The organism is Testudinibacter sp. TW-1, from assembly GCF_050613185.1.
GTDB lineage: Bacteria > Pseudomonadota > Gammaproteobacteria > Enterobacterales > Pasteurellaceae > Chelonobacter.
Genome location: NZ_CP192511.1, coordinates 465,878 through 478,634, shown reverse-complemented (window position 1 = coordinate 478,634; position 12,757 = coordinate 465,878). Strand labels below are relative to the sequence as shown.

13 protein-coding genes are annotated in these 12,757 nt (G+C 48.7%); 6 read left to right on the top strand and 7 right to left on the bottom strand.

What is annotated here, in order from left to right; translation table 11 throughout:
* Positions 1 to 5: 5 nt before the first annotated feature.
* A complete protein-coding gene (gene dsbB / locus ACQ31U_RS02330) occupies positions 6 to 542 on the top strand; it encodes a disulfide bond formation protein DsbB (protein ID WP_431053493.1) in 537 nt (178 codons plus the stop codon).
* 85 nt (positions 543 to 627) lie between these two features.
* Here the strand turns inward: dsbB and cpdA are convergent, their stop codons facing one another.
* Positions 628 to 1,458, bottom strand: a complete 831-nt coding sequence (gene cpdA / locus ACQ31U_RS02325; protein WP_431053492.1) for a 3',5'-cyclic-AMP phosphodiesterase — start codon at positions 1,456 to 1,458, stop codon at positions 628 to 630.
* A gap of 160 nt (positions 1,459 to 1,618) precedes the next feature.
* On the bottom strand, positions 1,619 to 2,239 hold the full coding sequence (nudF, locus tag ACQ31U_RS02320) for an ADP-ribose diphosphatase (protein WP_431053491.1): 621 nt from the start codon (positions 2,237 to 2,239) through the stop codon (positions 1,619 to 1,621).
* A 122-nt stretch (positions 2,240 to 2,361) separates the two neighbouring features.
* Between nudF and ACQ31U_RS02315 the strand changes: the two genes are divergently transcribed.
* Positions 2,362 to 3,714: a TolC family outer membrane protein gene (locus ACQ31U_RS02315; RefSeq protein ID WP_431053490.1), complete on the top strand. Its 1,353-nt coding sequence runs from the start codon at positions 2,362 to 2,364 to the stop codon at positions 3,712 to 3,714.
* 53 nt (positions 3,715 to 3,767) lie between these two features.
* Here ACQ31U_RS02315 and ACQ31U_RS02310 read toward each other — a convergent pair whose 3' ends face one another.
* Both ACQ31U_RS02310 and ACQ31U_RS02305 read right to left on the bottom strand, forming a co-directional pair.
* A complete protein-coding gene (locus ACQ31U_RS02310) occupies positions 3,768 to 4,094 on the bottom strand; it encodes an AzlD domain-containing protein (RefSeq protein WP_431053489.1) in 327 nt (108 codons plus the stop codon).
* On the bottom strand, positions 4,087 to 4,797 hold the full coding sequence (locus ACQ31U_RS02305) for an AzlC family ABC transporter permease (RefSeq protein ID WP_431053488.1): 711 nt from the start codon (positions 4,795 to 4,797) through the stop codon (positions 4,087 to 4,089). Before ACQ31U_RS02305 ends, ACQ31U_RS02310 begins: the two co-directional genes overlap by 8 nt.
* 85 nt (positions 4,798 to 4,882) lie before the next feature.
* Between ACQ31U_RS02305 and ACQ31U_RS02300 the strand changes: the two genes are divergently transcribed.
* Genes ACQ31U_RS02300 through ACQ31U_RS02285 form a run of 4 tightly spaced genes read left to right on the top strand, consistent with a single transcriptional unit; the run spans position 4,883 to position 7,829 of the window.
* Complete coding sequence (locus tag ACQ31U_RS02300; protein ID WP_431053487.1) at positions 4,883 to 5,617, top strand: 4'-phosphopantetheinyl transferase family protein; 735 nt, start codon at positions 4,883 to 4,885, stop codon at positions 5,615 to 5,617.
* The gene (locus ACQ31U_RS02295; RefSeq protein ID WP_431053486.1) at positions 5,614 to 6,255 is read left to right on the top strand and encodes a CDP-alcohol phosphatidyltransferase family protein; all 642 of its coding nucleotides are present in this window, start codon (positions 5,614 to 5,616) and stop codon (positions 6,253 to 6,255) included. Before ACQ31U_RS02300 ends, ACQ31U_RS02295 begins: the two co-directional genes overlap by 4 nt.
* Positions 6,252 to 6,863, top strand: a complete 612-nt coding sequence (locus tag ACQ31U_RS02290) for a lysophospholipid acyltransferase family protein (RefSeq protein ID WP_431053485.1) — start codon at positions 6,252 to 6,254, stop codon at positions 6,861 to 6,863. The genes ACQ31U_RS02295 and ACQ31U_RS02290 overlap by 4 nt, the downstream gene beginning before the upstream one ends.
* A 9-nt stretch (positions 6,864 to 6,872) precedes the next feature.
* The gene (locus tag ACQ31U_RS02285) at positions 6,873 to 7,829 is read left to right on the top strand and encodes a phosphatidate cytidylyltransferase (protein WP_431053484.1); all 957 of its coding nucleotides are present in this window, start codon (positions 6,873 to 6,875) and stop codon (positions 7,827 to 7,829) included.
* A gap of 85 nt (positions 7,830 to 7,914) precedes the next feature.
* On the opposite strand, the gene ACQ31U_RS02280 is transcribed toward ACQ31U_RS02285, so the two are convergent.
* From ACQ31U_RS02280 to ACQ31U_RS02270, 3 genes are all read right to left on the bottom strand, one after another.
* The gene (locus ACQ31U_RS02280) at positions 7,915 to 8,157 is read right to left on the bottom strand and encodes a DUF5339 family protein (protein ID WP_431053483.1); all 243 of its coding nucleotides are present in this window, start codon (positions 8,155 to 8,157) and stop codon (positions 7,915 to 7,917) included.
* Between the two features lie 121 nt (positions 8,158 to 8,278).
* The gene (htpG, locus tag ACQ31U_RS02275) at positions 8,279 to 10,168 is read right to left on the bottom strand and encodes a molecular chaperone HtpG (RefSeq protein ID WP_431053482.1); all 1,890 of its coding nucleotides are present in this window, start codon (positions 10,166 to 10,168) and stop codon (positions 8,279 to 8,281) included.
* Positions 10,169 to 10,956: 788 nt separating this feature from the next.
* The gene (locus ACQ31U_RS02270; RefSeq protein WP_431053481.1) at positions 10,957 to 12,735 is read right to left on the bottom strand and encodes an ABC transporter ATP-binding protein/permease; all 1,779 of its coding nucleotides are present in this window, start codon (positions 12,733 to 12,735) and stop codon (positions 10,957 to 10,959) included.
* Positions 12,736 to 12,757: the final 22 nt, after the last annotated feature.

Below are 12,757 nucleotides of genomic sequence, written 5' to 3'. Positions count from 1 at the left end.
AGCGAATGCTCAATTATTTAAAACAGGTTTCTCTTAGCCGCGGCAGCTGGTTTTTGTTATTGCTTTCGTGCCTGGCGTTTGAAGCAACGGGTTTATACTTTCAACACGGGATGAAGCTCGAACCTTGTGTAATGTGCATTTATGAACGGGTTGCATTTTTGGGGATTGCGCTCGCCGCATTAATCGGGATGTTGGCACCGCGCTTGTTGTTAATCCGTTTATTAGCATTGGCAATCGGTTTGTTCAGTGCGGTAAAAGGATTACTGTTAGCGTTGCAACACACCGACTATCAATTGGATCCGGCACCGTGGAACCAATGCCCGTTGATGGTGGAGTTTCCAACGACATTACCGTTGAATAAATGGTTGCCGCAAATGTTCGAAGCTTACGGTTCTTGCAGCGAATTGCAATGGTCATTTTTGGGCTTTGCCATGCCGCAGTGGTTAATTGTGATTTTTGCCGCTTATATTTTGCTGTTGGGATTAGTGCTGATCAGCCAAGTCAAGCCGACACGTTCACGCCAACGGACGCTGTTTAAATAAGCCGTTTCAAATCGGCGGCATATACAAAAGAGCGGTTATCTATCCATTCGGGTCGATAACCGCTCTTTGCGTTTTGCCGTTTGTTTTAATAACCTGAAATATTAAAATCCGGCGTGAATAAATTTTCTTTAATGCGTTTCACTTGTGTTTTTAATGTGCCGTCAGGATACAGCTCAAATTCACGCCAACCCGGCGGCATTGCCCCCAAACTGAAGTGATAGCTGTCGGATTTAAACTGAATGCAGGTCGATGGCGTGGTCAGAATGCGGTAGTTATTCCATTGGATATCCATTGCCTGATGAATATGCCCGCTGACAATCGCTTTGATCCGTTGATGTTGGTTCAGACAGCTTAAAAATTCGGAGGTGTTGCGCAGGTTATGTTGATCCAACCAAGCGGAACGGGTCGGCGCAATATGGTGATGTAGCACCACCACGCTGTACAAATCCGGATATTGTTCCAGTTTTGCCAGCAGCCAATCCAGTTGGTACTGGTTTAAATAGCCGTGCGGCACATTCAGCACCTGGCTGTCGAGCATGAGAATTTGCCAACGCTGGTTAACGATAATGTGTTTCAACGGAGAAATATAGTCGGACTGCCGATTGAGCACATCGACCATATGCGGCTGATAATCGTGATTGCCCGGAATCCAAAACACCGGTTTTTGCAGCCGTGTAATCTCCTCGCTGAAATAGCGGTATCCCTCCAAGCTGCTGTCTTGCACCAAATCCCCGGTAGCCAAGACAAACTCGAAGTTAAAGGGTGTTTGCTTAATTTCGGATAACACCGCAGCGAAACTATCAAAGGTATTAATCCCCAATAGCTCGGATTTTTTATCGGCAAACAGATGGGGATCGGTTACTTGAATAAACCGCACCGGCGTACTGTCCGAATGGTGTAAAAAAGTCGTTCTCAAAATATACCAACAAATTTTATAAAAAATAAAAATAATTTGTAACTGATAAGATACTGTTTTTGATAAAAATGTCAGTATTTTTATATTAAAAATGCTAGTAGGCGCACATTTTAGTGTAAACAAATGGCGAAAATATAGATATATATCACTTTTTATCGGGCTATAACCACTGTTTTTGCAAACGTTGATAATTCAGTTGCAGCCATTGTAATCCAATCACCGCAATACTGTTGTCGATTTGACCGTTTTCCACCCATTGATAGGCTTGTTCGCGGCTGACGACATGCACTTTGATGTCTTCATGTTCTTCCGCCAGCCCGTGCAAACCGCCGGCTTGAGCCGTATCGACTTTGCCGGCAAACAGATGAATACGCTCAAATACGCCGCCCGGGCTGTCCCACACGCTGAGCGCCGGTAACATTTGCTGAATAATCACGCCGGCTTCTTCTTGCGCTTCCCGGTGCGCCACTGCTAACGGTTGCTCGTTTTCCTCCACCATGCCGGCGATTAATTCCAACAGCCACGGTGATTGATTGCTTTCGGCAACATATGCCCCGATCCGCACTTGTTCGACCAACACCACCTGATCACGCAGCGGATCATAAGCAATCACCGCCGAGGCGGCGCCTTTATACAGCAATTCGCGGGTCACCGTACCGCTATAGCCGCCGGCAAACAGTTTGTGACGAAATTGAATTTTATACAGTTTGAAAAAACCGTCGTAAACCAAATCCTGTTGTTGGATTTCCAAATCGGCGGCGGAAAAATGTTCGATAGACATGCTAGGTTCCTTATCAGCTATAAAAGTGCGGTTTTGCCAGCCGCTAGTTTAACAAATTAACGGTTTTTTTTGCAGTGGCTTTTCGGTAAAATGAATGAACGATCATTTAGTGGAGAAGAAAAATGAAAAAAATGACATTGTTGTTGTCAGTGTTAACGTTAGGGCTGGCACAGCAGGCGGGGGCAGCCTCGCTGCTGGAGGCCTACGAACAGGCGAAAAACAGTGACCCGGTGGTGAAAAAAGCCTATGCCGACAGCCAACGGATTATCGAAGGAAAACATCAGGCGCAAGGAGCATTGTTGCCGCAACTGAGTGCCAATGCCAACTATGGCGCCAGCCGTTATGTCGACCACGGCACCCGGCATAACAGCGGCTATAACAACAGTTTCAGCCAGAACCGCACTTTTAGCGTCGGGTTGAATCTGAGACAAGCCTTATTCGATATGAGTTTGTGGCGCAATCTGTCATTGCAGGAAAAAACCGCGCAGCAGGCGGAAGTTGCTTATCAGGCGGCGCAGCAAAATTTATTGTATCGCGTGGCGACGGTATATGTTTCGGTGCTGAACAGTATCGAAACCCTGAATTCGGTGGAGGCGGAGAAAAAAGCGGTTTACAGCCAGCTCAGCGATACCAATAAGCTGTATCAGGTGGGTCTGGTGGCGATCACCGATGTGGACGAAGCCCAAGCGCAGTATGACAGCGTGATCGCCAATGAGATCATGGCGAAAAATGACGTCGATAACAGCGTCGAAGCCTTATATGAGATCACCGGGCAGTATCCGTCGGATATAAATAAGCTGAATACCAAAAAATTTAAAACCCAGACTTATGCCAATCCGCAGCAATACATTGCGCAGGGCGAACAACAAAATTTGACCTTAACCTATTACAAAATGGGCAAAGCGCTGGCGAAAGAGGGGATTAAAGTAGCGGAAAGCGCCTATTTACCGACGGTCAATTTGGTTGCCGGGCTAACCCATACCAATTCGCGCATGCCGATTGCCAGCAATTACGGCATTCCGGATCGCAATGTCGATCAAGCCACGATCGGGGTGGAAGTGGCGATACCGCTGTATACCGGCGGACAAACCAGCTCACGCGTGCGTCAGCAGCAACAGGCTTTTGTCAGCAGCGCCGAAGGCTTGGAATCGACTTATCGTGATCTGGTGCGCAATATCCGTTCAACCGTGAACAGCCTGAATGCGTCGTCCAGCTCGATCAAAGCCTATCGGCAATATGTGCGTTCATCGGAGAGTGCCTATCAGGCGACGTTGTCGGGTTATAATGCCGGCACTCGCACCATTTTGGACGTATTGACCAGCACCCGCACCCGCCATGAAGCGCAACGCCAACTGGCGTCGGCACGTTATAACTATTTATTGTTGGAATTGCAATTGCGCCAATTGGCAGGCACATTGAATGAAAGCGATTTAACCCGGCTGCATAAGATGTTAACGGTGAAAACCAAGCTGTAACGGTCGATGTTAATGCGAGATGAAACGCTGTCGGGCAAATTGCCCGGCATTTTTTAAATCAGCCAATATAACAAATTAATGCCTAGCACGCCGATCACCACACTCAACAGCATATTACGCCGCCAGATATAACTGGCTAATACGGCACTGAGCGCCAACAATTCGCGCACGCTGTCGAGCAACGCCGCTGAAAAATCGTTGGGAACCGTCAGGCTGCTGAACAGCAGAATCAGCATAATGCACAACGGTAAAGTGCGGTTCAAATGTTGCAGCCAGCCCAATTGCAGCCAACGTTGCGGCAAAAACAGCGGCAGGGCGCGGCAAGTGAAAATCGCCATTGCCATGCCGAACATGGTCAAAACGAATTGCCAATTACTCATGCTGTTCTCCTTGTTGTTGCAAGGCTAATTTATAACGTGCCAAAATCACTAAGATACTCACGAGAATCGCGGCTAACATCAGCCAATCCGCAGCAAACATTTTTGCAACCGCGAAGGCAATCAGCGCCAGGAAAATCGGAAAGATCTGGCGCGCTTGGCGATATTGTTCATAAGCCAAAATAATAAACAGGCAAGGCAGCGCAAACGACAAGTGCGGTATGCTATCGGCAAGTTCCGCACCGAGTAAGCCGCCTAACAGCGAAGCCGAGACCCAGTAAAACTGACATAAAAAATTGATTTGTGTCATCTGGATTGCACGGTTCGCCGGCGGCTGGGTGGAAACCAAGGCGTAGCTTTCGTCGGTGATCGAAAACGTGCCGTACCAACGCCGCCAACCGCGTTTCGGCAAATCGGCATGCAGTGCCAGCGTATAGAAAATTTGGCGCAGGCTAATCAGGAAGGTATTAATCACAATCGGAAAAAAGCCGGCGGCAGCGGCGAACAGCGGCAGCGCGGCATATTGCCCGGCGCCGGTGTAAACAAACACGCTCATCAGCACCACCAACCACAGCGGTAAACCCGCGCTGACACCGAGAATGCCGTAAGCAATGCCGGCGGCGTAATAGCCCATTGCAATCGGCAGGGTAAGTTTAATTAAGGCGCGCCAGCTTGTTACGGACGGGGCGGAAGATGTGCTGTTCATATCGGATAACGGATTGTTATTTTGTAAATAAGAGGCTAGTCTAAACAAAGCCAAGCAACTTGTCATTAATCAATTGGGGGAATGCATGCAAAAAGTTCAAAGTGCGGTCATCTGGGGCAATATCGCCGATCTGCCGTCAAGTGCGGTGTTGCGGCAATATCTGCCGCAGGCGTTTTTGCAGCGGGTAGAGACGGGCAATGCCCGTCGGCAACAGCGGCGGCAATGTAGTATTTTGGCACATTTTTTATTGGCAAAATTATTAGAACATGTTCAACAACCGCTTTCGTTATTGGAGCGGATTCAACGCACCGCCAGCGGTCGCCCCTATTTTACTGATATACCGCACTTGGATTTTAATATCAGCCATTCCGGCGATTGGGTGGCTGTGATATTGGCGATGGGAGAAAACGACAAAAGTGCGGTCGCGATTGATATCGAAAGTCCGCAAAAAGTGCGAAACTTTAACGGCTTGATCCGTTTTTATGCCGACACTGCCGAACAGCAGTGGTTTGCTGAGCAGCCGGATGCTGAAGCGGCGTTCTACCGCACTTGGTGCTTACGCGAAGCGGTGCTGAAATCGCAAGGGGTCGGCATTGTCAAACTGCGTTCGGTGATCCACCGCCCGGAAAGGTTGCAAATCGAATGCGCTTATGCACCGCCGGGCAAGTTGTTTTTTAGCGACGAATTGCCGTTTTATCTTGCTTATTTTTTACAACAAGATAATGAACCAGCGCCGCAACTTTTTGCTTGGCAACATGAGATGAATTTTGCTAACTTGACAAAACAGCGTATTTATCATGTAAATAAGGACAACATATGACAGCAAGCGAGAAAAACCGCCGTCCACTTGCAACGCGTAACAGCCGCTGGGCGCAGGCGTTCGCCAAAAAACTGGCGCAACGCAACAGCCCGACCCCGAATCAGATCTCCCTGCTGAGTATCGTATTTGCCTTACTCGGCGCATTATTGCTGGCGTTTTTACCCAATACTTTCGGCTTGATCCTGACCGCACTTTTGATCCAACTGCGCTTACTGTGCAATTTATTCGACGGCATGGTGGCGGTGGAAGGCGGTAAAAAAACCGCCAACGGCGCGTTGTATAATGAAATTCCCGATCGGGTGGCGGATTCGGTGTTGATTCTGGCACTCGGCTTTGCCGTCGGGCTGGCATGGCTCGGATGGTTGGGCGCGCTGTTGGCGGTGATTACCGCCTATATCCGTGTACTCGGCGGCTCGTTGGGATTGGAGCAACGTTTTAGCGGCCCAATGGCAAAACAGCAACGTATGGCGGTCTTAACCGCCGCTTGCCTGTTCGGCGCATTTGAATGGCTGCAATGGCAAAGCCAATATGTCTTATCCTTGGCATTACTGACGATTGTGCTCGGTTCATTGCTGACTTGCGTATTACGCACCCGTCGGATTTCTGCCGAATTGGCGCAACAAGCGAGGTCACAATGATTGCCAACTTATTAGCGGCACTAACCAAATTGCTGATCGGGGCGTATCCCTATTGGCGCAACAATCGCCCAAGTGCGCAGCAACGGCTCTATTTTGCCAATCACACCAGCCATTTAGACACGCTGGCGATTTGGTCGTCTTTCGCCGCGGAATATCGCGCCAAGATTCGCCCGGTGGCGGCGAAAGATTATTGGGATAAAAGCGGACTGCGCGGGCTGATTGCCAAACGCGCTTTGAATGCGGTGCTGATTGATCGCGAAGGCAAAAGCGATGATCCGCTGCAACCGTTGTATACCGCACTTGAGCAGGGCGATTCGTTGATTCTGTTTCCGGAGGGCACCCGTTCGCTGGAAAATGAACCGGCGGAATTTAAAGCCGGTTTGTACCATTTGAGCCAACGTTACCCGCAGTTGCAACTCGTGCCGGTCTATTTGGACAATACCCGGCGCAGCTTGCCGAAAGGCGCGTTTTTACCGCTGCCGTTCGGCTGTACGGTCACTTTTGGCGAGCCGTTGGCATGCGATCCGAATTGGGATAAAGCCGAATTTTTACGTCAAGCCAGACAAGCGGTGATTGCCTTATCGCAACCGCTGCTATCAGCAAAATAGGAGTTGACGATGTGGAATGTATTGATTGAAACGCTTAACCGTATTCCGGGCAAATTTTGGTGGGTGTTGGGCGGGATGTTGGCATTATTGCTGATCGCGACGCTGATCGGGCGTTGGCTGGCGTATAAAAAAAGCGGCGAGGTGATTGATAATCTGAATCATCGGATTAACGCGTGGTGGAGCATGGTGGCGATTTTGGTGCTGTGCTTTATCTTCGGCAAAGTGGCGACCTTGGTGTTATACGGCTTGCTCTCGTTTTTCGCGCTGCGCGAATTTATCACCCTAACCCCGACCCGCCGTGCCGATTATTGGGCGTTGGTGTTCTGTTTTTATGTCGCCATTCCGCTGCAATATTGGTTGATTGGTATCGAATGGTACGGGTTGTTCGTGATGTGCCTGCCGGTGTACGGCTTTTTGATTCTGCCGGCGATTCAGGCGTTATCCGGCGATACGCAGGCATTTTTCGAGCGCACCACCAAAATCCAGTGGGGCATGATGTTGACGGTTTATTGCCTCAGTTATGCGCCGGCACTGTTGCTGCTGCCGGATTTGGAATTCGAGGGGCAAGGTTTGCTGTTGTTGATGTACCTGTTAATCGTGGTGCAGTTAAGTGATGTATTTCAGTATGTGGTCGGCAAGCTGTTTGGTAAGCATAAACTGGCGCCGAAAGTCAGCCCGAGTAAAACCGTCGAGGGCTTGCTGGGCGGCGGCGCATTGGCGGTGGCGGTCGGTACCGCACTTTGGTGGATCACCCCGTTCAGTATCGGTTATGCGGCACTGTTTTCGTTGGTGATTGTGATTTGCGGCTTTCTCGGCGGTTTGTCGCTGTCGGCGGTCAAACGCAGCATGGGCGCCAAAGATTGGGGCGTGATGATTTCAGGGCACGGCGGCATTATGGATCGGATCGATTCGGTGCTGTTTGCCGCCCCGGTGTTTTTCCATTTGGTGCGTTATACCTATTTTTAAATTTTCATTTGAGCAACATAAAAGTGCGGTCAGATACAGATTGATCTGACCGCACTTCGGGCCGTTTAAAACGATAGCGGTGAAATTACATTTTCGGCATTTGTTTCAATGCTTCCAGTGCTTGTTCACACGCCATTTTTTGTGTGGCTAGCGGCATAGCGGCCATTTGCTTTTTACTTTCTTCCATTTGTTGTTTGATGGCGTCAGGTGCTTTTTCCACATATTCGTCAACCGCTTTGAAATATGCGTCACACTGCGGATCCAGATCGGCGGCATTGGCAGAAAAGGCAAATAGACCTAATACAGCGGCTAGCATGACTTTTTTCATAAAAAACTCCTCTTTTAAGAAATATTATAAGATAGCCATAACGATTGTTACGGCTACACTATTTTATCAAAATCACAAAGAATTGTTTTTTTTTACAAAAAATTACCCTTGCCGAAAAATTTTATTTAATGAACAGGGAATTCATGCGCTTAATAAACGCCGTCGGATTTTCCAACGTGCCGCGTTCGGACAGCATGGCTTGATCGAACAGCAGTTCAACCCATTCGCCGAATTGCGCTTCGTCGCTGGTGTCGGCGGTTTTCTTGACCAGTGCGTGCTCCGGATTCAGCTCAAAGGTATATTTTACTTCCGGCACCGGTTGCCCGGCGGCGGCGAACAGTTTTGCCATTTGCGTGGTCATTTGATCGTTGTCGGTCGAGACAATCGCCGGCGTATCGCTCAGGCGGTGAGTCAAGCGCACGTCTTTCACGCGCTCGCCCAAGTAGCCTTTTACGCGCTCGATAAATGAACCGAATTCTTCATCTTGCGCTTTGTAGCTCTCTTCCTGCTCTTTATCGGCTAAATCGCCCAGATCCAAGTCGGATTTGGTGACCGATTGCAGCGGCTTGCCGTCAAATTCGTTGAAGTAGCCCAACACCCATTCGTCGATACGGTCGGACAGTAACAATACTTCAATGCCTTTTTTATTGAACAGCTCCAAGTGCGGACTGTTTTTGGCGGCGATGTAGCTGTCGGCGGTGATATAGTAAATCGCTTTTTGCCCCTCTTTCATGCGCGCCACATAGTCTTCCAACGATACGGTTTGTTCGCTGCTGTCGTTGTGAGTGGAAGCGAAACGCAACAGTTTGGCGATCTCTTGTTGGTTGGCGTGATCTTCCGCCAAGCCCTCTTTCAGCACCAAACCGAATGCCTGCCAGAAGTTTTGGTATTTTTGTTTATCTTCGTCTTTCGCCAATTTTTCGATCATGCCTAAGGCGCGTTTGGTTAGGGCTTTACGCAACGCCGCAGTCACTTTGTTGTCTTGCAAAATCTCGCGCGACACGTTCAGCGGCAGATCGTTGGAATCGATCAAGCCTTTGACGAAACGCAGATAGTTCGGCATAAATTGCTCGGCATCGTCCATAATAAACACCCGTTGCACATACAATTTCAAGCCGTGTTTGTGTTCGCGGTTGAACAGATCCCAAGGGGCTTTTTCCGGCAGATACAATAGGCTGGTGTACTCTTGCTTACCTTCAACGCGGTTGTGCGCCCACAGCAGCGGATCGCTGAAATCGTGGCTGATGTGCTTATAGAATTCTTTGTATTCGTCGTCGCTGATGTCGGCTTTATTGCGTGTCCACAAGGCTTGCGCTTTGTTGATTTTTTCCCATTTCACGCCGGTTTCTTTGCCTTCGTCATCGAATTCTTTGACCAGCAATTCGACCGGCAAATCAATATGGTCGGAATACTTGCTGATGATTTGGCGCAAACGCCAGTCGTCCAAAAACGCTTTTTCGTCTTCACGCAAATGCAAGGTGATTTCGGTGCCGCGCTCGGCTTTTTCGATGTCGGCGACTTCATATTCGCCTTCGCCGGCAGACTGCCATAATACGCCTTGAACCGCACTTTCACCGGCGGCACGGCTTTTCACCGTGACTTTATCGGCAACGATAAACGCAGAGTAGAAGCCGACCCCGAATTGCCCGATCAGTTTGCTGTCTTTGGCTTGATCCGAGCCTAAGCTGCTTAAAAATTCTTTGGTGCCGGATTTGGCAATTGTGCCCAGATGGTCGATGATCTGTTCGCGGTTCATACCAATGCCGTTATCGCTGATGGTCAGCGTGCCTTTGTCTTTATCGGCGCTGACCCGCACTTTCAGATCGCCGTCGCCTTCGTATAATTCCGGCGCGGAAAGGGCTTTGAAGCGCAATTTATCCGCTGCGTCGGAGGCGTTGGAAATCAGTTCGCGCAAGAAAATTTCTTTATTGGAATAAAGGGAGTGAATCATCAGTTGCAGTAACTGTTTGACTTCAGATTGAAAACCACGGGTTTCTTGATTATTGCTCATTGTTGTTTCCTGTTTTTCTTTAGTTAAACAAAATTTGGTTAGGCTAGATATGGGAGCGGTTGGGGCGATTTCAAGGGGGTGAACCGCACTTTGGTTTTTTCTTATGCATCTTAAAGTTGCTATCGGGTTTCGCCGATGGCGACCGTACTTTTCTTTGCTTGTGCAAAGAAAAGTAGGCAAAAGAAAGCACACCCTAATGAACTGCTGATCTTCGCTTAGTGTGAATTTGCTTAACGGAAAATTTTTAATGCGCCCGCTACGCGGGCAAACTCGCTTCGCTCAAACAAAAAAATTTCCCTACAAATTTCACACCCGCTCAGGCAGTTCACAAGGGAACCCGAAAAACACGACGCAGAATACCAGATTTTAATTACTACAGAAGGTAGGGGCGCATTGAATGCGCCCAAGATATAACGACTTAATTATAAATAGAAAAATGAAAGTGCGGTGCGGTTGGTTTTAAATTCCCCATCTGGAGTGCCTGAGCGTTTGCGTGAAGATTTCAAGGTCAATTTGTCGTGTCCGAAGCCTGCGTAGCAGGCAAGTTTACAAATTGACCGTAGAAATTAGCAAAGGCGAAGATCAGCACTACAATTGGGGTGTATTTTTTTGCTTACTTTTTTTGGACAAGCAAAAAAAGTAAGTCGCCACAAGGCGAAAAAGCGATAGCGATAAAAAAATCAGTCGCCATCGGCGAAACCCGATAGCGATTTTTAGATGAATGAAAGTAACGAATACCAAAAGCAAAGTGCGGTTCAAACCAAGTCCAAACCGCACTTAGCGCAAATTTACTCTAACCGCCAACCGCCGTCTTGTTCAATATATAGCAGGCTGTTATGGAAACGCTTCAAGGTAGAGCGGTGTCCGACGCTGATGATGGTGCTGTGTGGCAACTCTTGCTGTAACAAACGATACATCGCGTCTTCCAAACCCTCGTCCATGCTGGCGCTGGCTTCGTCTAAAAAGATAATCTGCGGTTGGTTCAACAACAACCGTGCGAATGCCACCCGCTGTTGTTCGCCGAGGGATAAAATCTGCGTCCATTCATTGCGATCGGTCAATTTATCGCTTAAATGCGCTAATGCCACTTTTTGCAACACTGATTGTTCGTGTCGGTAATCTGATTTTTGCGGCGGCGTGTCGGGATAATACAGCGCGTCTAACAGACTGCCTTGCGGCAAATACGGTTTTTGTGACAGGAACAGCGCATTGCTTGGCGCGGCAATTTCGCCGTCGGCATATGCCCACAACCCGGCAAGCGTGCGCAACAAGGTGGTTTTACCGACGCCGGACGGCCCTTGAATCAGTAAATGGGTTTGCGGCGCAATGTCCAGATTCAACCCTTTGATCAACGGCGTATGCGCCGGTGTTTTCACCGTCAGGTTATTAACTTGCACATGGCTAGGGTGTTCGCTGATTGTCGGCATAGGCAGTTGTTCGGCGTTGTGCATTGCGCTGTTGAAGCCGGTTAAACGGTCAAGCGTGGCTTTATAAGCGGCGAACTCGTCATAGGAGGTGCGGAAAAACGACAGGCTGTCGTGCAATTTGCCGAACACATTGACCGTTTGCATTAAGTCACCGAGCGAAATCTGCTGGCTGAAAAAACGACCGGCTTGAATCAAAAACGGAAACACCACCGAGGTTTGGCTGACGATAAGGTTAAATCCGGAGAATTTCAGGCTGCGATACACGATTTGCCATACGTTACCAATGACTTTCTCGAACTGGCTGAACAAGGCGTTGCGTTCGCTTTTTTCACCGCCGTAAAAGGCAATGCTTTCCGCATACTCTTTTACCCGAATCAGTGAATAACGGTAATTCGCGTTGAGTTTTTCATTTAAAAAATTGAGCGCAATCAACGGTCGCCCTAATTTAAAGGCAAACAGCGAGGTGATTAACACATAGCCGAAGGCGACAAAGACCATGCCGTGCGGAATTTCCATGCCGGAAAGTGCAATCGGGCCGGAGAGTTTCCAGAGGAGAAGGGTAAAGGCGATAATCGAGGTGATCGCACTGATTAAGCCGGTGGAAAAACTGAGCGAGCTGGACACAAACGATTGGATATCCTGTTGAATCCGTTGATCGGGGTTGTCCAAGCGATTGTAGCTGTATTGCGTTTTGTAATAAGTGCGGTTTGTTGTCCAGCGTTCGACAAACGTGCGGTTCAGGGTGGTGCGCCAGTTAATGGTAAAACGTTGCGACAGGTAATAGTTGCTCAAAACCAGTACCACGTTGATGGTCGCTATCACGCCGAATACCGCCATCATCTGCCAAAAGAGCGGTGCATTCAAGTCTTGCAACGATCCGTACATGATATTGTACCAATTCGAGATCACGACGTTTAGGCGCACGCCCATCAGCGATAATAAAACGATCACCAAAAACAGCATAATGGCTTTGAGATTGGTTTTGGGATCAATGTAGTCGGCGGCCAGTTGCCAAAATTGTTTGCCCCAGCGGCTGGTTTTGATCAATAAAAACGCCAGTGCCGCTAAAAACAGGAGGCTGCCGATAAAAGCTTGCGCCAGCCAAACGGACGATTCAATAAGTTCTTGTTGCCAGTTCATAATAATTTCGATTTAACAATGG

Bases quoted from the DNA above. Each gene is read 5' to 3' on its own strand.
- ACQ31U_RS02310 (WP_431053489.1), bottom strand. From the start codon at position 4,094: ATGAGTAATTGGCAATTCGTTTTGACCATGTTCGGCATGGCAATGGCG.
- ACQ31U_RS02285 (WP_431053484.1), top strand. From the start codon at position 6,873: ATGTGGAATGTATTGATTGAAACGCTTAACCGTATTCCGGGCAAATTT.
- ACQ31U_RS02300 (WP_431053487.1), top strand. From the start codon at position 4,883: ATGCAAAAAGTTCAAAGTGCGGTCATCTGGGGCAATATCGCCGATCTG.
- ACQ31U_RS02280 (WP_431053483.1), bottom strand. From the start codon at position 8,157: ATGAAAAAAGTCATGCTAGCCGCTGTATTAGGTCTATTTGCCTTTTCT.
- ACQ31U_RS02315 (WP_431053490.1), top strand. From the start codon at position 2,362: ATGAAAAAAATGACATTGTTGTTGTCAGTGTTAACGTTAGGGCTGGCA.
- ACQ31U_RS02290 (WP_431053485.1), top strand. From the start codon at position 6,252: ATGATTGCCAACTTATTAGCGGCACTAACCAAATTGCTGATCGGGGCG.
- ACQ31U_RS02295 (WP_431053486.1), top strand. From the start codon at position 5,614: ATGACAGCAAGCGAGAAAAACCGCCGTCCACTTGCAACGCGTAACAGC.
- nudF (WP_431053491.1), bottom strand. From the start codon at position 2,239: ATGTCTATCGAACATTTTTCCGCCGCCGATTTGGAAATCCAACAACAG.
- htpG (WP_431053482.1), bottom strand. From the start codon at position 10,168: ATGAGCAATAATCAAGAAACCCGTGGTTTTCAATCTGAAGTCAAACAG.
- ACQ31U_RS02270 (WP_431053481.1), bottom strand. From the start codon at position 12,735: ATGAACTGGCAACAAGAACTTATTGAATCGTCCGTTTGGCTGGCGCAA.
- ACQ31U_RS02305 (WP_431053488.1), bottom strand. From the start codon at position 4,797: ATGAACAGCACATCTTCCGCCCCGTCCGTAACAAGCTGGCGCGCCTTA.
- dsbB (WP_431053493.1), top strand. From the start codon at position 6: ATGCTCAATTATTTAAAACAGGTTTCTCTTAGCCGCGGCAGCTGGTTT.